We start from the raw sequence: 18,987 nt of genomic DNA, 5'->3' as shown, positions 1-18,987 counted from the left end.
TGAGCCGACGGAGGACGACCATGCGACTCAACCGACCACGACGTCACGACATCGTCGGCACCCTGCGACGCGGCCGAGCGACCGGAGCCAGACGGCGGACCACCGTCCTCGGTGCCGTCTTCGCCGTCGTCGCCGCGGTGGCCTTCGGCTCCAACGCGGGAGCCCAGGCCGCCACGTCGGAGGGGCTGCTGTGCGAGCAGAACGCGCAGCAGACCTTCTCCCTCACCGCCCGCTCCGGCTACATCTCGACGCCGGACGGCAACTCCATCTACATGTGGGGCTACGGGATGAGCGCGGGCGGCTTCCAGCTGCCCGGCCCGGTCCTCTGCGTCACGTCCGGCCGCACCGTCACCGTCATCCTGCACAACGACCTGCCCGAGGCGACCTCGATGCTCTTCCCGGGGCAGTCGGCGGTCAAGGCGAACGGCAACCCGGCCCAGCCGCAGTTCGACTCGGGCGGGTCGCTGACCTCCATGGTCCAGCCAGCCTCTGCCGCAGGCGGATCCGTGACCTACACGTTCACGGCCGGATCGCCCGGGACCTACCTCTACTCGAGCGGGACCGACGTCACGAAGCAGCAGCAGATGGGTCTCTACGGCACGCTCGTCGTGCGACCGGCGACCGCCTCGGCACAGGTCAACGACCGGGCCGACTCGGCGTTCAGCCCGCAGCACGAGTACGTCTACCTCCTCTCGGAGGTCGACCCGGACGTGCACCTGGCCGTCGAGCGCAACCAGCCCGTGGACTGGTCGGCGTACAACGCGCGCTATTACCTCATCAACGGCCGCAGCATGCCCGACACCCTGGCGCCGAACAACGCCTCGTGGCTGCCGAGCCAGCCGTACGGCGCCCTCGTGCACATCAAGCCCTACGACGCGGTGACGAACCCGCTGCCCGCGGTCATCCGCTACGTCAACGCGGGCCGGGTCAACTACCCGTTCCACCCGCACGGCAGCGACGAGCGGGTCGTCAACCAGGACGGCCGCGCGCTCCAGGGCACGGATCCGACTGCGCCGCAGGACCTCTCGTACCTCAAGTACGACATCGACGTCATGCCCGGCCAGACCGTCGACGCGCTGATGGACTGGCGCGACGTCGAGCACTGGGACCCCACGACGAACCCGATCCCGACCGAGATCCCGGTCATCACCGACCAGCTCCTCGTCGGGGCCGACACGTGGTTCAGCGAGAGCCCCTACCTCGGCCAGAAGGGCACCTTCCCGTCGAACATCACGGTCAACAACGAGTGCGGCGAGTACTACCACGTGGCCCACAGTCACGCGCTCCAGCAGGCCACCAACTACGGAGCAGCCTTCGGCGGCATGATGACGGTCTTCCGCATCGACCCGCCCGCCGGCTGCCCGACGAGCTGAGGACGGTTCCGATGACCTCTCGACCAGTCAGCATGCGGCGCCGGCTCGGCGTCGCGGTGGCCGCGACCGCGCTCGCGACCGTCCCCTTCGCGGGATCCGCTCTCGCCCAACCGATTCCGTATGCCGTCACGCCGGCCCGTGCGACCGCTGCACCTGTCGCCGTGGCGCCGTCGGTCGCTGCCGCCGCCCCCGCGGGCAAGCTCACGCCGTCGACACCGGGCTGCACCGTCACCCCGGCGGCCGCACCCGACCCCGAGATCGTCCGCTGCGACCTGTGGGCCAAAGCCGGCACGAACCAGGTTCTGGGACAACCGATCCCGATCTGGGGCTACGCCACTTCGGCGACGGGGCCGGCGACCGCACCGGGGCCGGTGATCGTGGCCCGGCAGGGTGACCGCGTCGAGGTGACCTTGCACAACGGTCTCGACCAGGCGACGTCGCTCGCGCTGCCCGGACAGCGGGCAGCCGACTTCACCGAGGGTCTGCCCGGCGCCGCGGAGGACGCGGGTGTCGCTCCAGGCGGCACGGCCCGCTACTCCTTCACCGCCTCACGCGCCGGCACGTTCCTCTACGAGGCGGGCCACACCGCGGGCGGGCCCCGGCAGCTGGCCATGGGCCTGTCCGGTGCGCTCGTCGTGCTCGGCGACGGCACGGCCTACGGCCACGCCTACGACGACGAGGCGGTGCTCGTGCTCAGCGAGATCGACCCCGCCCTCAACGCGCACCCGACGACGTTCGACATGCGCGACTACCACCCGGCGTACCGGCTCATCAACGGCAAGCCGTTCCCGTCGAGCGACCCCGTGCCGACCGACCAGGGTCACACCGTGCTGCTGCACTACGTCAACGTGGGCTCCGAGCTGCACTCCATGAGCACCCTCGGCGCCGGCCAGACGGTGCTGTCGCACGACGGCCACGCCCTCACCTTCCCCGAGCCGTCCGTCGTGGTGCCCGTCGACCCGGGCGTCACCGTCGACGCTCTCGTGACGGTGCCGTCGGGTCCCGAGTCGAAGGTCGCGGTCTTCGAGTCCGCCGCGCGGCTCGACAACGCCGGCCAGACTGCGGGCCCCGACTCTCCGCAGGTGGCCTTCGGCGGCATGATGACCTTCCTCGACACCAACGCTGCGCCCCCCACCCTGGACGCGGTGGGACCGGTGTCGACGGCCATCAAAGCGACGCCGAACCCCTCGGACGGCACCAGCGCGGTCACCGTCACGGCGACGGTGAGCGACGCGACAACCGGCAACCACCTCGTCAAGGGTGCGGAGTTCGTCGTCGACGACGCGACGTCCGTTGGTCCTGGCTTCGGAGCGGCCATGCAGGCGGCAACGGGCGCCTTCCCGGCGGGAACCATCGACGTCACGGGGACCATCCCTGCCGTCGCCACCGCGGCCGACTGTGCCCTGCCGACGCCGCCGCTCGACCTGCACTGCCTCACCTCGACCAAGCACACGATCTTCGTGCGGGGCCTGGACTCCGCGGACAACTGGGGCGTCGTGGGGTCGGTCGTCCTCAACCTCGCCAAGGCGGGTCCGCAGACGGTGGCCGCCGCGGTCAGCCCGAAGCCGGCCAGCGGCGCAGGCAACGTCACGGTCAGCGCGACCGGTGACGACACCGCCGCCGGCGGCACCATCACCGGGGCCGAGTTCTTCATCGGCGCCGTCGGGGCCAACGGCTCCGGCACGGCGATGTCGCTCAACAGGTCGGCCACGAAGGTCGCCGAGACCGGCACCATCCCGGCCGCGACGGTCCGTGGCCTCGGTGAGGGCACGACGCAGGTGTGGGTGCACAGCCGCAACTCCCAGAACATCTGGGGACCGGCCGTGCCCGTCGACCTCGTCGTCGACCTGAGCGCACCGGGCGTCAACGCCTCGACCGTCGGGCCCAACCCGACGAACGGCATCGTCGGCTCGAAGTCCTACCCCGGCTACCTCGTCATCTCCGCCGACTTGGAGGACCGCGACGCCGGCAACGGGCTGCAGAGCAACGTCGTGGCGGCCGAGGCCTTCATCGACCCGGCGACGACGACACCGACGGGTGGCACGGGCCTCACGCTCATCGCGGTCGACGGCAAGCTCGACTCGCCGACCGAGCAGGTCTACGGGCTCATCCCGCTCACCCAGGTGCGGGCCATGGCCGCAGGTGAGCACCGCGTCTACGTGCGCGGCAAGGACGCGGCCGGCAACTGGGGCAGCCTCACGGCGAACAACGCCCTGGTGCGCCTGCTCATCGACAAGACGGCGCCGGTCCTCGGCACGCTGACCGGCACGCCCAACCCGACCGCCGGCGCAGCGACGCTCACCCTGTCGGCGACCGCCACCGAGGTCCCGCCCGGCTCCTACGTCGGTCCGCGCTTCCAGGCGGCCGAGTACTGGACGGGCACGACCGACCCCGGCGCCGGCAAGGGCACCCGGGTGCAGCTGACCGACGCCAACGGCATCGTGTCGGCAGACATCCCGATCGCCGGCATGCTGCCCGGCGCCGTGCAGTTCAACCTGCGCGTGCAGGACGCCGCCGGAAGCTGGAGCAACGTGACCTCGACCGTCGTCCAGGTGACCCGCGCGAACGCGATCTTCAGCGACACGTTCGACAGCGGCAACCTGTCGGCCTGGACGAGCGTCACCAACGCCGCTCGGGCCGTGGCCAGCCTCGCTGCCGGCAACCCCGCCGGCAGCTATGGCCTCGCGGTCACGCTGCCGGGTGGCGGGTCCAACGCGCCGGCGTACGTCACCGACAACAGCCCGGTCGACGAGACGACCTACCACGCGCAGTTCTCCTTCAACCCGAACACCCTGCTGACCGGCACGGCCTGGGTGACGGTGTTCGAGGGGCGCACGGCCACGGGGCAGGCGTTCGCGGTGCAGTTCCAGCGCAACGGCACCAACGGGCCACGACTGCTGCGGGTCGTCATGAACCGCAACCTGCTCGGCAACACGACGGGCGCGTCGTACGCCGTCGCGGCCGGCGCGCACACGGTGCGCGTCGACTGGGCCCAGGGCACCGGAGGGTCGCTGCGCTTCGTCGTCGACAGCTCCGTGCGCTACACGCTCTCGGGCAACAACACCGGCACCGCGATGCAGGTCCAGTCGGCCCGCCTCGGCATCACCGCCGGCACCACCACCGCGTCGACCATGGCGGTCACGGCCTGGTTCGACTCGTTCGTCTCGACCCGGGTCAGCATCCCCTGACCCGGTCCCACCTCGTGCCGGGGCCACCTGCCCGTGGCCCCGGCCGGCACCTCGGAGGGCAGTCCGAATGAACACCACCACCCACGTCCCGACACCCGACGAGGCTCCGGCGAAGGAGCCTCGCCCACCCTGGCTGCGCGTCGCCATCGCGGTCGCAGCCGTGCTCCTCGTCGCCGTCCTGGGCGTCGTCGCCGGCCGGCCGGTCCGCGGCGACGACCCGCGGGCGCGACCGTTCCCGCAGTCCACACAGATGGAGACCGCGCTCGGCGTGCGGTTCTCGCGAGTGGCCGTCGTCGGCGACGGTGGCCTCGTCACCGTCAGCTACGTCGTGCTCGACGTCGACAAGGCCACCCGGTTCCTCGGTGACACCAAGCACCCGCCGACGCTGCGCAGCGAGGCGCGGTCGGCCTCCACGACGCGGGTCTCGATGATGCGGCAGGGCCACATCAACCGGGCCGGCGCCACCTACTACTTCGTCTACCAGAACACGGGGGGCGCGCTGCGCAGCGGCGAGGAGATGACGATCGAGTCCTCCGGCCTCCGTCTCGAGCACGTCCCGGTGCTGTGATGAGCTCCCCGCTCCGGTATGCCGTGGGGCTCGCTCTCGCCCTGGCCGCCGCCTTCGCGCTCGTCGTCGGCGGCGCCGCCCCGCCGGCGTCGGCGCACGCGTACCTCTCGTCGAGCACGCCGTCCGACGGCTCCAGCCTCGGGCAGGCCCCGCGCTCGGTCGAGTTGCACTTCACCGAGCACGTCGTGCTCGAGTCGACCGAGGTCGTCGTCACCGACACCCAGGGGCGCCGTCTCCAGGCCACCACGCTGACGCTCGTCGGCGAGGACGAGGACCGGGAGTCGCCGTCCACGGTGGTGGCAGCGCTGCCGCCGCTCGGCATCGGCGCCTACCACGTCACGTGGCGCACGCTCTCGGCCGACGACCTCCACGAGTCCGGCGGCGTCCTCGCCTTCGGTGTCCAGAGCGCCGTCCGGGCCGCCGGTCCGAGCGAGGCCAGTCCCGACCTGCTCGAGCTGGCCGGCCGGTGGGCCGTCCTCGCGGCGCTCGCCGCCGGGCTCGGTGCGGTGGTCGTCGGCCGGCTCCTGCTGCGGGGCGGGCAGCCCGGAGCCCTCGCTCCCGGCCTGCCCGCGGTCCTGCGGCTGCGGCGGCTGGCCCGTCGAGCGCTCTGGGTGGGCGCTGCGGCCGCCCTGCTCCTGCTCATGGCGGACGTCGTGCGGTTCGGCGGCCAAGCCGTCACGAGCACGTATGCCGTGCGGTGGGGAGCCCGCGAGCTGGCCCTCATGGTCGCTGCGCTGGTCCTCGTGCCCTCGCGCTCATCGGCGCGCCCGGCGTCCGGGCGCAGAGATGCCGCCGCCGTCTCAGCCCTGGCGGCCGCCGGGCTTGCCACGGTGCTCGTCGGCCACGCCGGGCTGCGGGGTGGGACCACCTGGGTGCTGGCCTCGACGGCCCACCTGCTGGCCTCCCTGCTGTGGCTCGGCGCGGTGGGCGCCCTCACGCTCGTGTCGGTGCGGGCCCGCGGCCTCGGTCTCTCGCGCGGGGAGGTCGCGTCACTCCTGCGCCGCTTCGCCGTGCCGGCCACGAGTTCCGTCGTGGTCGTCGTGGTGTCGGGCGTCTACCTCGCGAGCGACGTCATCGTGTCCGTCGACGCCGGCCTCGTGACGACGTACGGCCGCATCTTCGTCGCCAAGCTCGTCGCAGCCGCCGTCGTCGGTCTCATCGCGCTGGGCACGGCGCGAGCGGTCCGAGCGGGCTCGGCCGCCCGCGTACCTCGGCTGCGGCGTGAGGCGGTGGGCCTCACCGTCGTCGTGGCCCTCGGCGGCCTGCTGGCCACGGGGCAGCCCGCGACCGCGCCACAGCTGGTGACGCGCGACGAGCCGAGCGTCGTCGACAGCCGTGCGGTGGCCGACCTGCAGCAGACGGTCGCGTTGCGCCCCAACCGTCCCGGAGCCAGCGTCGCCATGGTCGACGTCTTCGACACCCGACGGCCCTCGCCCGGACCTGTCACCGGGGTGACGGTCTCTCTCCGGTATGCCGCGGCCGCCGACACCGACGCCGAGGTTGCACGGCCCGCCTCCGACCCGGTGGCGGCGCAGCAGGTCACCGGGTCGCGGTGGGCGGCGGGCATCGAGCTCCCCGCCGACGGAGCCGTCGACCTCGACGTGGCGGTGCACCGGCGCGGTCTGGACGACGTGCGCAGCACGATCCGGTGGGTCGTCGCGCCCAGCACGCCGGTCGAGACCGTCGTGTCGCGAGCCCCCATCGCGGGCCCGCTCGCGTGGACCGCGCTTGTGCTCGCCGTTCTCGCCGTCCTCGGCGGACTGGCCGCCGCGGCCCTGCTCCGGTCGCGGCTATCGTCGCGCCGCGCGCGGGCGGCCGGTGGGGTGGTCGCTGCGGCCGCAGACAAATCGGATACGCAGGCGCCCGAGCGTCTTTCGCGTTCTACTTGAGAAGAGTCGACGCGGGTCCGAGGGGGTCGGGCCCGCAGCAGCAGGGAGCAGTGGGGATGCGTCAGCGGATGGAGCGCCTGCTCGCGGCGGGGGTGGCCGCGGCCTTTGGTTGCGCCGTGCTCACCGCCACCCCGGCTCGTGCCGCCGACGACGGTTCGACCGGTGCCACGCCCTCCCCGACCGTGCAGCCGAGCCTCGGCTTCGGGTCGCCGCTCGCGTCCACCACCCCCACCTCGAGCCCGTCGGCACCATCCGGCTCGCCCGGCGGTGCGGGCGGTGTGGGTGGTACGGAGGGCACGGGCGGCACCCCGGCGCGCACCGCCGACCCCTTGCCCTCCCTCGGCGGACTCGGCGGGGTGCTCGTCACGCCGCTGTTCGAGCGCCTCCTGCTCGCTGCCGGCTCGGTCGTGACCGCCCAGCAGGCCAAGCCGGCCGGCCCGGGCGACCCCCAGGCGGACGTCGGCGCGGCACCCGACCCGGCGACGCTCCAGCCCGGCGGCGGCACCAGCGCCACGGCCTCGACCTGGCAGCCGAGAGCCGACATCCGGGTGCCGACGGCCGTGGCGGTCCCGCCGAAGGGTTCCGCCAATGGACCCCTGAGCAAGGAGCAGATCATCTGGTCGGCCTACACGGCCGCCGCGGCGAGGAAGAGCTCGTGCCGCATCCCGGTCATGCTGCTCGCCGCCATCGGCGAGGTCGAGTCGTCCTCGCTCCGTGGCCGCCGGCTCGACGCGTCGCACGACGCGGTGCCTCCCGTCCGGGGGCCGGCCCTCACGGGCGGCAACTACGCCGCCATCCGCGACAGCGACGGCGGACGCTTCGACGGCGACCCCGTCTGGGACCGGGCCGTGGGTCCCATGCAGTTCATCCCGGCCACCTGGCGGATCTGGGGTGCGGACGGCAACGGCGACGGCATACGCGACCCGCAGAACATCGAGGACGCGGCGCTCGCGGCGGCCGGCTACCTCTGCGCCGGCGGGCGCGACCTGTCGCGGGCCGCCGACCTGCGGGCGGCCGTCCTGTCCTACAACCACTCGCAGCGCTATCTCTCGACCGTGGTCGGCATCGTCCGCGCCGTGACCTCCGGGGCCCTCGCCGGCCCCTGAGCGCACCCCCTTCCCCCACCCCACTCTCATCGAGAAAGCAATCTGTCCGGACGGATTGCCTTCTCGACGGGCGGGGGTGGGTGGGCAACTCCCACCCATCCGGTGGGGATGGATCGGATACCGGACCCGTTTGGGTCAAGATAATGAACGGTTATACATTCGATCACATGACCGTCACCGACTCCTCGCCCGGGACCGTGCCCGCGCGCCCCGGCACCCGGCCGCCCCGCGCCGGCCGCTCGAACGGCCAGTGGAAGGTCGACGGCACCGAGCCCCTCAACGCCAACGAGGTGTGGAAGCAGGAGGAGGGTGGCCTCAGCGTCCGCGAGCGCATCGAGCAGGTCTACTCCAAGGAGGGCTTCGCCTCGATCCCGCCGCAGGACCTCTCCGGCCGGTTCCGCTGGTGGGGGCTCTACACGCAACGCAAACCCGGCATCGACGGCGGCCGCACCGCCCAGCTCGACGACACCGAGCTGTCCGACGAGTACTTCATGCTCCGCGTACGCCTCGACGGCGGCGCGCTGAACCTCGCCCAGCTGCGCACCCTCGCCGAGATCGGCCAGGAGTTCGCCCGCGGCACGGCAGACATCAGCGACCGGCAGAACATCCAGTACCACTGGATCCGCGTCGAGGACGTGCCGGAGATCTGGCGCCGTCTCGAGGCGGTCGGCCTGCAGACCACCGAGGCCTGCGGCGACACGCCCCGCGTCATCCTCGGCAGCCCGCTGGCGGGCATCGCGAAGGACGAGATCCTCGACCCGACGCCGGTCATCGACGAGATCCTCGACCGCTACATCGGGGACCCCGAGCTCGCGAACCTGCCGCGCAAGTTCAAGTCGGCGATCACCGGCCACCCGAGCCTCGACGTCGTGCACGAGATCAACGACGTCTCGCTCGTCGGGGTCGTGCACCCCGAGCTCGGCGCCGGCTACGACCTCTGGGTCGGCGGCGGCCTCTCGACGAGCCCGCGCCTCGCCGAACGGGTCGGCGTCTTCGTGCGGCCCGAGGAGGCGGCCGAGGTCTGGCACGGCGTCATCCGGATCTTCCGCGACTACGGCTACCGCCGCCTGCGCAACAAGGCCCGCCTCAAGTTCCTCCTCGCCGAGTGGGGTCCCGAGAAGTTCCGCCAGGTGCTGCAGGACGAGTACCTCGAGCGGGCCCTCCCCGACGGCCCGGCCCCGGCCCGCCCGACGGGTCCCGGCGACCACGTCGGCGTGCACGAGCAGAAGGACGGCCGCTTCTACGTCGGCGCCGCCCCGACGGTCGGACGCATCAGCGGTGACGTGCTGACCGGCCTCGTCGAGCTCCTCGAGCAGGTCGGCTCGGACCGGCTGCGCCTCACGCCGCACCAGAAGCTCGTCGTCCTCGACGTCCCCGCCGAGCACGTCGACACGCTGACCGCCGGCCTCGAGGAGCTCGGCCTGAGCGTGGCGCCGAGCCCGTTCCGCCGCAACACGATGGCCTGCACCGGCATCGAGTTCTGCAAGCTCGCCATCGTCGAGACGAAGGCGACGGCGGCCACGGCCATCGCCGAGCTGGAGCGGCGCCTCGCCGACGTCACCGACCAGCTCGACACCCCGATCAGCCTCAACGTCAACGGCTGCCCCAACTCGTGCGCCCGCATCCAGGTCGCCGACATCGGCCTCAAGGGCCAGCTCGTCACCATCGACGGCGAGCAGGTGCCCGGCTTCCAGGTGCACCTCGGCGGCGGCCTCGCCTCGGTCGACCGCGACGAGGCCGGCCTCGGACGCACCGTCCGCGGCCTCAAGGTGACGGCCGACGACCTGCCCGACTACGTCGAGCGCGTCGTGCGGACCTTCCTCGACCAGCGCGAGACCGGCGAGACGTTCTCCGCCTGGTCCGCCCGAGCAGACGAAGGAGCTCTCCAGTGACCGCTGTCCCCCTTACCACGCCGAAGGTGCCGCGCAAGCGCCGCTCGGAGGCCGAGCTCAAGGCGATCGTCGACGACTTCGACGCCACCCTCGGCGCCGACCCCGAGCACGAGCCGACCGCCGACGAGATCGCCGCGTGGGCCGCCTTCCACTTCGACGGCTCGCTCGCCGTGGCGTGCTCGATGGCGGATGCCGTTCTGCCGCATGTGGTCTCGCGCTTCGCGCCGGGCGTGGACGTGCTGTTCCTCGAGACCGGCTACCACTTCTCCGACACGATCGTCACGCGCGACATCGTGGCCGAGGACCTGCCGATCAACCTCGTCAACGTCATGCCCGAGCTGACCGTGGCCGAGCAGGACGAGAAGTACGGTGCCCGCCTCTACGAGCGCGACCCGGCCCTCTGCTGCCAGATGCGCAAGGTCGAGCCGCTCGCCCGCACCCTGCCGCTCTACGAGGCCTGGGTCACCGGAGTGCGCCGCGAGGAGAGCCCCACGCGCACCGACACGCCGCTCGTGAGCTGGGACGAGAAGAACGGGCTGGTCAAGATCAACCCGCTGGCCGCGTGGACCTTCGACGAGCTCCTGGCGTATGCCGCCGACAACCAGGTCGAGGTCAACTCCCTTCTCTCCGACGGCTACCCGTCGATCGGCTGCGAGCCGTGCACCCGCCGGGTCGAGCCCGGCGAGGACCCCCGCGCCGGCCGCTGGGCCGGCTTCACCAAGACCGAGTGCGGACTCCACACATGACGACGACCGTGACGAACACCCCGAGCGCTGAGGCCCGGACCGACCGGCGGCTGAGCCAGCTCGACGCGCTCGAGGCCGAGGCGATCCTCGTCATCCGCGAGATGGCCGGCGAGCTCGAGCGACCGGCGCTGCTCTTCAGCGGCGGCAAGGACTCCGTCGTCATGCTCCACCTGGCGACGAAGGCGTTCTGGCCGGCGCCGATCCCGTTCCCGGTGCTGCACGTCGACACCGGCCACAACTTCCCTGAGGTATTGGCCTACCGCGACGAGACCGTCGAGCGGCTCGGGCTGCGCCTCGTCGTCGCGAGCGTGCAGGACTACATCGACGACGGCCGGCTGCGTGAGCGCGCCGACGGCACCCGCAACCCGCTGCAGACGATGCCACTGCTCGACGCCATCAACGACAACCGCTTCGACGGCGTCTTCGGTGGTGGCCGGCGCGACGAGGAGAAGGCGCGCGCCAAGGAGCGCATCGTCTCCCTCCGTGACGAGTTCGGCCAGTGGGACCCGAAGAACCAGCGCCCCGAGCTGTGGAACCTCTTCAACCCGCGCCACCGCCCGGGCGAGCACGTGCGCGTCTTCCCGATCAGCAACTGGACCGAGGTCGACATCTGGCGCTACATCGAGCGCGAGGACATCCCGCTCGCGCCGCTCTACTACGCCCACGAGCGCGAGGTCTTCCGCCGCGACGGCATGTGGCTCGCGGTCGGCCCCTACAGCCAGCCGCGTGACGACGAGCCCGTCGAGAGGCGCCTCGTGCGCTACCGCACCGTCGGTGACATGTCGTGCACCGGCGCCGTCGAGTCACCGGCCCGCACCAACGCCGACATCGTGCTCGAGGTGGCCGCGTCGACCCTGACCGAGCGCGGCGCCACGCGCGCCGACGACCGCATCTCGGAGGCCGCCATGGAGGACCGCAAGAAGGAGGGCTACTTCTAAATGGCCACCACGACCCAGGAAAGCGAGGTCGCGGCCGTTGCGGCCCTCGACCCGGCCGCCGTCGCCGGTGCCGGTCGCGGCACGCTGCTACGCCTCGCGACCGCCGGCTCCGTCGACGACGGCAAGTCGACCCTCGTCGGACGGCTGCTCCACGACACGAAGTCGGTGCTCTCGGACCAGCTCGCCGCCGTGGAGCGCGTGTCGCGCGACCGCGGGCTCACCGCCGCCGACCTGGCGCTGCTCACCGACGGCCTGCGCGCCGAGCGCGAGCAGGGCATCACGATCGACGTCGCCTACCGCTACTTCGCGACGGCGAACCGGTCGTTCGTGCTCGCCGACTGCCCCGGCCACGTGCAGTACACGCGCAACACGGTCACGGGCAGCTCGACCGCCGACGTCGTCGTGCTCCTCGTCGACGCGCGCAAGGGCGTGCTCGAGCAGACCCGCCGCCACCTCGCCGTCACCGCGCTGCTGCGGGTGCCGCACGTCGTCGTCGCCGTGAACAAGATCGACCTCGTCGACTTCTCGCAGGAGGTCTACGACCGCGTCGAGTCCGAGGTGCAGGCGGTGGCCCGCGAGCTCGGTGTCGTCGACGCCATCGCCATCCCCGTCAGCGCCCTCGACGGTGACAACGTCGCCGAGCGCTCCACGCGTACGCCCTGGTATGCCGGCCCGAGCCTGCTCGAGCTGCTCGAGGCGCTGCCGCCGTCCGACGACCCCGCGAACGAGTCGTTCCGCCTGCCGGTGCAGCTCGTCATCCGCCCGCAGGGCGCGGCGCGCGACCCGCAGTTCCGCGACTACCGCGGGTATGCCGGCCAGGTCGCCTCGGGTGTCGTGCGCGTCGGCGACGAGGTGGTGGCGCTCCCGTCGGGCCGTCGCACGACCGTCACGGGCATCGACCTCGGCGGGGCGAGCCTGAAGGAGGCGTTCGCGCCGCAGTCGGTGACGCTGCGCCTCGCGGACGAGATCGACATCTCGCGCGGCGACGTCATCGCCGCCGCGACCGACGCCCCCGAGCCGACGCAGGACATCAAGGCCGTCGTCTGCTGGCTCGGCGACGCGCCACTGCGCCCCGGCCAGCGACTCCTGCTCAAGCACGGGTCACGCACCGTCCAGACCGCCGTCCGCACGCTCGACGGGGCCCTCGACCTCGACGACCTGCACGCTGTGCCGTCGGAGTCGTTGTCGCTCAACGACATCGGACTCGTCACGCTGCGCCTGGCGTCAGCCGTGCCGGTCGAGAACTACTCGACGTCGCGCCGCGGCGGGTCCTTCCTGCTCATCGACGCCCACGACGGCCGCACGGTCGCCGCGGGCATGGTCGGTGCCACGTTGCCGACCGCCGCCGACGCCCCGTCGCAGCCCGAGGGTGACGAGGAATGGGAGATCTGAAGTCGGCGCTGCCGGTCGTCCTCGACCTGACCGGCCGCCTCGTCGTCGCCGTCGGGGGCGGGCCGGTCTCGGCACGCCGTGTGCGGGCCTTCCTCGACGAGGGAGCCGTCGTGCGGGTCGTCGCGCCGTGGCTGTGCGAGGACTTGCACGACCTCGCTGCCGCCGGACGTGTCGAGTGGCTCGAGCGCGACTACTCGGGATTCGCCGACCTGGACGGGGCCTGGCTCGCCCACACCGCCACGGGCGAGGCGTCCGTCGACCGTGAGGTCGCCGCCGACGCGGAGTCCCGGCGCATCTGGTGCGTCGACGCGACCGACGCCGCCGGGACGACCGCGAGCGTCGCGGCCCGAGCCGACGTCACGACGCCGGACGGCCGGGTCACCGTCTCCGCGTATGCCGCCGGCGACCCGGGCCTGGCCGTGACCGTCCGCGACGGGGTGGAGCGCGCCCTCGTGTCGGGCGCCCTCGACCTGCGCCGCACCCGCACCCACGGGCGCCGCGGCTGGGTCGCCCTCGTCGGTGGCGGACCCGGCGTCGACGGTCTGCTCACGACCCGCGGCCACGAGCTGCTGGCCTCGGCCGACGTCGTCGTCGTCGACCGGCTCGCGCCGCGCGCCGTCGTCGACCGCCTTCCCGCCTCGGTGCGCGTCATCGACGTCGGCAAGACCCCCGGCAACCACCCCGTGCCGCAGTCGCGCATCAACGACATCCTCGTCGAGGAGGCTCAGCGCGGCCTCGGCGTCGTGCGCCTCAAGGGCGGCGACCCCTACGTGCTCGGCCGCGGCGGCGAGGAGCGCGAGGCCTGCGAGGCACACGGCATACCCGTCGAGGTCGTGCCCGGCGTGACGAGCGCCGTCTCGGTGCCCGCGGCGGCCGGCATCCCCGTGACGCACCGCGGTGTCGCGCGCGGCTTCACCGTCGTCACCGGCCACGAGGACATCCCGGCGCTGCCGACCGGAGGCGACCACACGCTCGTGCTGCTCATGGGCGTCACCCAGCTCGCGCGCACGACGGAGCTGCTCGTCGCGCACGGCCGCTCGGCGGACTGCCCGGTGGCCGTCGTGGAGCGCGGCTTCGCCCCCGACCAGCGCACGACCGTCGGCACCGTCGCGACCATCGCCGACCTCGCCCGGTCACGCGGAGTGCGTGCCCCGGCGGTCGTGGTCGTCGGCGACGTCGTCCGCCTCAGCCCCCACTGGCCCACCGACCCCCGGTGACGACACGTTCTCTCGATCGAGAACCCGATCGAGAGAACGCTCGGTCACGCGGCGGGGGTCAGGGCGGCGGCCTGGGCCTCGAGGATCTCGGCGAGCTGGGGCCAGCGAACGGCACCCGACCGGCCACCGAGTGCGGCGACGACGACGGTGCTGCCGACGACGCACCACGCGGTGAGGGTGCGCGAGTGCTCCCCGTCGAGGACGAACGGCTGCTCGGCCGCCTGCACGTGACTGGCGCCCACCACCTCGGGCGGCGACACGGTGCGCAGCTCGCCGACGTCCGACAGGCCCTTGCTCCTCGGCATCGTGCGGGGCAGGGCGCGCAGCTCGTCGAGGCCGGCCCGGGCATCCTCTGGCGTGGCGAACGGGATGACCTGGATGAACAGGTCGGCGCGGCCGACCTCCTGGTACGCCCGCACGCTTGTCACCGACCGCGCGGCCCGGGCCCGCGTGATCGCGTCACTGGTGCTGCCGCTCGCACCGGTGCGGTAGGTCCGCTGCCCGCGCGCCGCCCACGGTCCGCCGGGAAGGTCGTTCGCCGTGAGGCATGCGTTGCGGGACCCGATGGACCTCACCTGCGCCAGCACGAGGCGCCCGAAGCTCGTCACGCGGTCACGATATGCCGACGCGCGGCCGCTACGTGACGGCGGCGAGGATGCGGTCGATGCGGGGGAGCGTCACGGGGTCGTCGGGGATCTCGAGGAACCACTGCGCGAGGCGCTCCCGCTCGGCCTCCTTGGTCGCGCCGACCCAGCGCGAGCAGGCGAGCTGCCCGATGTGGGCCTGCTCCGCGACGAGCATCGTGAAGTGGCCGCGGCGGGTGACGTGGCCGGGGCCGCCGGCGTCGCGGTATGCCGTGTTGAGCCGACGCGCCCGCGACGGGTCGTCGTCGCCGAACTCGAAGAGCACCATCGCGAGCTCCTGGCTGGGGTCGGCCGGGCCCATGTTCTCGTAGTCGATGACGCAGACGCGGCCGTCGGCCGACGCGAGCACGTTGTCGGCCCACAGGTCGCGGTGGCAGGTGATCGGCGACTCGTGCGGCTCCATGACCGCCTCGACGGCGACGAGCTCGTCGACGAGCGCCCCGAGCTGTCCGGCGAACGGGGCGTCCTCGTCGACGAGGCGCTGGTGCAGCTCCCGCCAGCTCGCCTCGCCGAACCCGGCCGCGAACCAGTTGTCGACCGTGGCGTCGGTGGGCGCGCCGGCCCGGTGCAGCGCCGCGAGGGTGTGGCCGACGGCTGCCGGGTCCAGCTGTCGTGACCGGGACCGCAGGTCGACCCACTCGAAGACGCGCACCGCGGTGTCGGCGACGACGGTCGCGACCTCGTCCCGCCGGGTGCGCACGAGCCGCGGCGTGAAGACGCCTTCGGCCAGGGCGGCATCGACGAAGTCGGCGTCCCGGGAGACGTCGGCGAGGTCGGGGGTCGCGAACCACTCCTTCACGGCATGGGTCCCCGCCGAGGTGTCGAGCCGCCAGACCTGGCCGAGCTGACCCCGCGCGACCGGCCCGGTCAGTCGGGCCGGCCCGGGGAGGGCGTAGGCGTCTGCGACCGCGTCGGCCGCCGAGGGGGTGAGCACCGCAGGGTCCGCTCAGCAGTGCCGGCTCACGGCAGCAGCCGCCAGACGGTGACGGCGACCGTGAGCACCGCGAGGCCGAGGGCGGCCCAGCCGAGCGGGGTCCTGCCCGTCCGGCCGCGTCCGAGGAGCAGCAGGAGCGCCGCCAGCACCGACAGCACCGCGGCGGACACGGTCTCCTCGGGCCCGGCGTCGATGGTGCGGATGACGAGGGTGTCGTCGAAGCCCACGCGGGCGATGCGACCCATGAGCCGCACGACGAAGAAGAGCCACCACCCGACCGTGATCCAGAACAGGGCCGACCCGACCTGGCCGATGAGGGGGTCGACCGGCCGGTCGCTGCCGGCCGAGCCGGCCTCGGGTGCCACGGCCCCGGCGGGCGGCGGCCACCAGCTCGGCTGAGCGGCATACGGGCTCGGCTGGCCGGCATACGGGCTCGGGGCGCTCGTCGGCGCACTCGTCGGGGCAGGTGGGACGACGGGCGCGGAGCCCGCCGTCGGGAGGGCGCGGGTCGGCTCGGCGACGGGCAGCGCCTGCGTGGGGAGAGGCACGACGAACTGCTCGTCGGGGCTCCCCGACGCCGGTGCGGGCCCGGACGGGCCGGGGGCGTCGCTCATGGCGACAACGTACCCGTGGTCCGGGCCGTTGGCCCGTATCCGTCAGCCTCCCTTCTTGCGACCGCTGAGGAACATCAGGAAGTCGAACCACATGGGCCCGCCGAGGGCCATGGCGCCGACCGTCACGGCGAGCCCGAGCACGTGGGACACGGGGTTGGCTCCGCCCGTCCAGCTGCTGGACCACCGGTCTGACCAGCCCTCGGAGAAGGGGATGACGACGCCGAGCGTGGCCATCTTGTCGAGCTTCTGCAGACCGCAGTTCAGGGTCTTCTCGACGGGGTCGGTGACGGTGGTCTGGCACCCTGCCGTGATGTCGGCGGACGTGAGGTCACCCACCGTCGCGGTGACGACCTGCCGCACCGCGGCGTCGGTTCGAAGGCCGTCGGCGATCCGCAGCGTGTCGAGGTTGCAGAGGACGGCGACGATCAGCCCGATCACGGCCAGGACGTACTTGATGTTCTTCCGGTAGGTCTCGGTCAGCCTGACCATCTGCGCGTCGAACCATTTCGAGAGCTCGTCCGTGATCTTGTCGACGTCGTCGCCGAGCTGCGCGGCACGCGTGGCGAGGAACTGCCCGATCGGGGAGTCTCCGTAGGCCGCGGCCAAGGACACCAGTCGCGCCTGGACGGTGCCGCCGGTGCCCTTGATGGTCGCGAGCTCGAGGATGGCCGAGGCGAAGACGGCGCCCGGCACGTTGGTGACCTTGGTGCGGCCGCCCGTCACGTAGTCGAGCCCCTTGACCGAGGGTGCCCCGGCAAAGTCCGCGAGGCGTTGGCCCGACGAGTAGCCGGCGGCGGTCACGCCGGGCGCCGGCGCATTGAGCGCCTCGGGTCTGGGGTCGAACTGCGCCCCCGGCACCAGGCTCTGGAAGATTCTCGGAGCGCCTAGCGTGCGCGCGCTCTCGTCATCGTCCTTCAACAGGCGGGCCAGTGCCGCCCACAACATCTTCGACCGTGTGTTCATGAGCCGGGTCAGGCCCTCGGCCACCCCGCTGACGAGCGTGGCGCTGACGTAGTAGACCAAGGCCAACCCGATGGCGACCTCGAGAATCACACTTTGCATGTCGAGTCCCCTGCCTGCTCACGGCGTTCACTGACCCAACTCAGATTCCTCTCATCGGGCACCAACCGCAGCAAAACAGGGCAATCGACCCCGCCGTCACTCCTGTGCGGCGGCGCGCTGCTCGTCGTCGAAGGCGATGAGCGAGGCGGCCTCGTGCATCGGGACGCCGGCGGCGACCGCGGAGCGGGTGCGACCGATGTTGCGCGACGTCGCGGCCATCGCCGCGGCGACCCGTCCCCGGCTGTAGGTCATCGAGTTCGTCGCTGCGACACCGATGCTCGAGCCGACCTCGATGGCGTCCTGGTCGGCGCCCATGTAGAGGAACTGCCACCCGTAGTCCTTCGTCTGGCGCTCGATCATGGCCTTGACCTGCGGGTGCGTGAGCTCGCGCGACGCGTTCTCGTGGCCGTCGGTCATGATGCCGACGATGACGACGCCGGGCCGCTCGTGCTCGGGCAGCGCGGCGAGCCGGTGGCCGGCCTCGCCGACCAGTCGGCCGATGGAGTCGAGCAGGGCGGTGCTGCCGCGCGGGGCGAGCTGCAGCGGGGGCACGTCGGCGACGGGCCGGTCGCGGTAGACCTCCTCGTACTGGTCGTCGAACTGGGCGAGGGTGACGCGGCACTGGCCGGACTGCGACCGCTGCTCCTCGATGAAGGCGTTGAAGCCGCCCTCGGTGTCGTCCTTGATCGACTGCATGGAGCCGCTGCGGTCGAGCAGGAAGTAGAGGTGGGTGAGGTTCGGGTCGGTCATGGTGGTCCCCTCTCAGGTGGTGCGGCGCGCGCGGAAGCGCATCGGTTTCGGTTGGTCGGGCGAGTCGGCCGCGACGCGGTGCCGCCCCTCCTCGAGGTCGTAGCGGGCGCGCTCGACGCCGGCCGCCGTTACGCGACCGGAGTCCGAGCCGTATGCCGCGAGCAGCCGCGTGCGTGCGAGGCGCGGGCCGACGGCGTTCTCCGACAGGCCCGCCAGCGCGCCGGCCGTGCGGATGGTGCCGCCCTCCGAGACCAGCACGGCGGCCATGGCCTCGTCGATGGCGGTGGTGACGTGCTCCTGGGCGATGCGCAGGAGCGGCAGCGCGGCGCTGGGAACCTCGGCGTCAGCGCCCGCGAGGGCCGAGGAGGCGGCGTCGATCGCCGCCCGGATGGTCTCGCTCGAGGCCGCCGGTGCAGGGTTCTGCGGGTGCTCGTTGCTCATGCCCACCACGATGCCGCATTAACTGCGGCGACGCAATAGCATCGCAGCCGCCAGAAGTTCGTGGCGTGCCTCCGATGAGTCCGGCGGGGCGGACTTCGCGTGGCGCCGGGGCGTCCCGAGGGCGTACGCGTGGGGCGGGCGTGCGCAGGGACGCCCGGGTCGGGCGGCCACGGGCTGCAGGCGGGGAAGCCGAGAAGGAGCGCGTGACCGCCCGACGGACGGGCGACCGGTTG

At 72.7% G+C, this 18,987-nt stretch carries 16 protein-coding genes; 10 read left to right on the top strand and 6 right to left on the bottom strand.

Annotated elements, in window-relative coordinates; translation table 11 throughout:
• Positions 1 to 20: 20 nt before the first annotated feature.
• From ACXR8F_RS04690 to cobA, 10 genes are all read left to right on the top strand, one after another.
• Positions 21 to 1,373, top strand: a complete 1,353-nt coding sequence (locus tag ACXR8F_RS04690) for a multicopper oxidase domain-containing protein (RefSeq protein ID WP_458798955.1) — start codon at positions 21 to 23, stop codon at positions 1,371 to 1,373.
• A gap of 11 nt (positions 1,374 to 1,384) precedes the next feature.
• A complete protein-coding gene (locus tag ACXR8F_RS04685) occupies positions 1,385 to 4,561 on the top strand; it encodes a multicopper oxidase domain-containing protein (protein WP_458798954.1) in 3,177 nt (1,058 codons plus the stop codon).
• A gap of 67 nt (positions 4,562 to 4,628) precedes the next feature.
• The gene (locus ACXR8F_RS04680; RefSeq protein WP_458798953.1) at positions 4,629 to 5,129 is read left to right on the top strand and encodes a hypothetical protein; all 501 of its coding nucleotides are present in this window, start codon (positions 4,629 to 4,631) and stop codon (positions 5,127 to 5,129) included.
• Positions 5,129 to 7,018: a copper resistance CopC family protein gene (locus tag ACXR8F_RS04675; protein ID WP_458798952.1), complete on the top strand. Its 1,890-nt coding sequence runs from the start codon at positions 5,129 to 5,131 to the stop codon at positions 7,016 to 7,018. The genes ACXR8F_RS04680 and ACXR8F_RS04675 overlap by 1 nt, the downstream gene beginning before the upstream one ends.
• Positions 7,019 to 7,074: 56 nt before the next feature.
• The gene (locus ACXR8F_RS04670) at positions 7,075 to 8,124 is read left to right on the top strand and encodes a lytic transglycosylase domain-containing protein (RefSeq protein WP_458798951.1); all 1,050 of its coding nucleotides are present in this window, start codon (positions 7,075 to 7,077) and stop codon (positions 8,122 to 8,124) included.
• Positions 8,125 to 8,291: 167 nt separating this feature from the next.
• Positions 8,292 to 10,016, top strand: a complete 1,725-nt coding sequence (locus ACXR8F_RS04665; protein ID WP_458798950.1) for a nitrite/sulfite reductase — start codon at positions 8,292 to 8,294, stop codon at positions 10,014 to 10,016.
• On the top strand, positions 10,013 to 10,762 hold the full coding sequence (locus tag ACXR8F_RS04660; RefSeq protein WP_458798949.1) for a phosphoadenylyl-sulfate reductase: 750 nt from the start codon (positions 10,013 to 10,015) through the stop codon (positions 10,760 to 10,762). The genes ACXR8F_RS04665 and ACXR8F_RS04660 overlap by 4 nt, the downstream gene beginning before the upstream one ends.
• Positions 10,759 to 11,700, top strand: coding sequence for a sulfate adenylyltransferase subunit CysD (cysD, locus tag ACXR8F_RS04655; RefSeq protein WP_045188802.1), 942 nt, complete (start codon positions 10,759 to 10,761; stop codon positions 11,698 to 11,700). Before ACXR8F_RS04660 ends, cysD begins: the two co-directional genes overlap by 4 nt.
• Positions 11,701 to 13,092: a sulfate adenylyltransferase subunit 1 gene (locus ACXR8F_RS04650; protein ID WP_458798948.1), complete on the top strand. Its 1,392-nt coding sequence runs from the start codon at positions 11,701 to 11,703 to the stop codon at positions 13,090 to 13,092.
• Positions 13,080 to 14,309: a uroporphyrinogen-III C-methyltransferase gene (gene cobA, locus ACXR8F_RS04645; protein WP_458798947.1), complete on the top strand. Its 1,230-nt coding sequence runs from the start codon at positions 13,080 to 13,082 to the stop codon at positions 14,307 to 14,309. The genes ACXR8F_RS04650 and cobA overlap by 13 nt, the downstream gene beginning before the upstream one ends.
• A gap of 44 nt (positions 14,310 to 14,353) precedes the next feature.
• Here the strand turns inward: cobA and ACXR8F_RS04640 are convergent, their stop codons facing one another.
• The 6 genes from ACXR8F_RS04640 to ACXR8F_RS04615 all read right to left on the bottom strand — a co-directional run bounded on the left by ACXR8F_RS04640 (position 14,354) and on the right by ACXR8F_RS04615 (position 18,754).
• On the bottom strand, positions 14,354 to 14,917 hold the full coding sequence (locus tag ACXR8F_RS04640) for a hypothetical protein (protein WP_045188797.1): 564 nt from the start codon (positions 14,915 to 14,917) through the stop codon (positions 14,354 to 14,356).
• A 28-nt stretch (positions 14,918 to 14,945) separates the two neighbouring features.
• The gene (locus ACXR8F_RS04635) at positions 14,946 to 15,887 is read right to left on the bottom strand and encodes a phosphotransferase enzyme family protein (RefSeq protein ID WP_458798946.1); all 942 of its coding nucleotides are present in this window, start codon (positions 15,885 to 15,887) and stop codon (positions 14,946 to 14,948) included.
• 26 nt (positions 15,888 to 15,913) lie between these two features.
• The gene (locus ACXR8F_RS04630; RefSeq protein WP_458798945.1) at positions 15,914 to 16,501 is read right to left on the bottom strand and encodes a hypothetical protein; all 588 of its coding nucleotides are present in this window, start codon (positions 16,499 to 16,501) and stop codon (positions 15,914 to 15,916) included.
• A gap of 42 nt (positions 16,502 to 16,543) precedes the next feature.
• Complete coding sequence (locus ACXR8F_RS04625; protein WP_458798944.1) at positions 16,544 to 17,563, bottom strand: hypothetical protein; 1,020 nt, start codon at positions 17,561 to 17,563, stop codon at positions 16,544 to 16,546.
• A 96-nt stretch (positions 17,564 to 17,659) separates the two neighbouring features.
• Entirely contained in the window at positions 17,660 to 18,313 is a 654-nt protein-coding gene (locus tag ACXR8F_RS04620; protein ID WP_045188786.1) for a vWA domain-containing protein, read from the bottom strand.
• 12 nt (positions 18,314 to 18,325) lie between these two features.
• Positions 18,326 to 18,754 carry a hypothetical protein gene (locus tag ACXR8F_RS04615; protein ID WP_458798943.1) on the bottom strand — a complete coding sequence of 143 codons (429 nt, stop codon included), beginning with the start codon at positions 18,752 to 18,754 and terminating at the stop codon, positions 18,326 to 18,328.
• Between the last annotated feature and the right edge of the window lie 233 nt (positions 18,755 to 18,987).

Source organism: Terrabacter sp. AAH1 (assembly GCF_054456855.1).
Note: the sequence above shows the minus strand (reverse complement) of the source record. Positions and strands in the feature narration are given on the sequence as shown.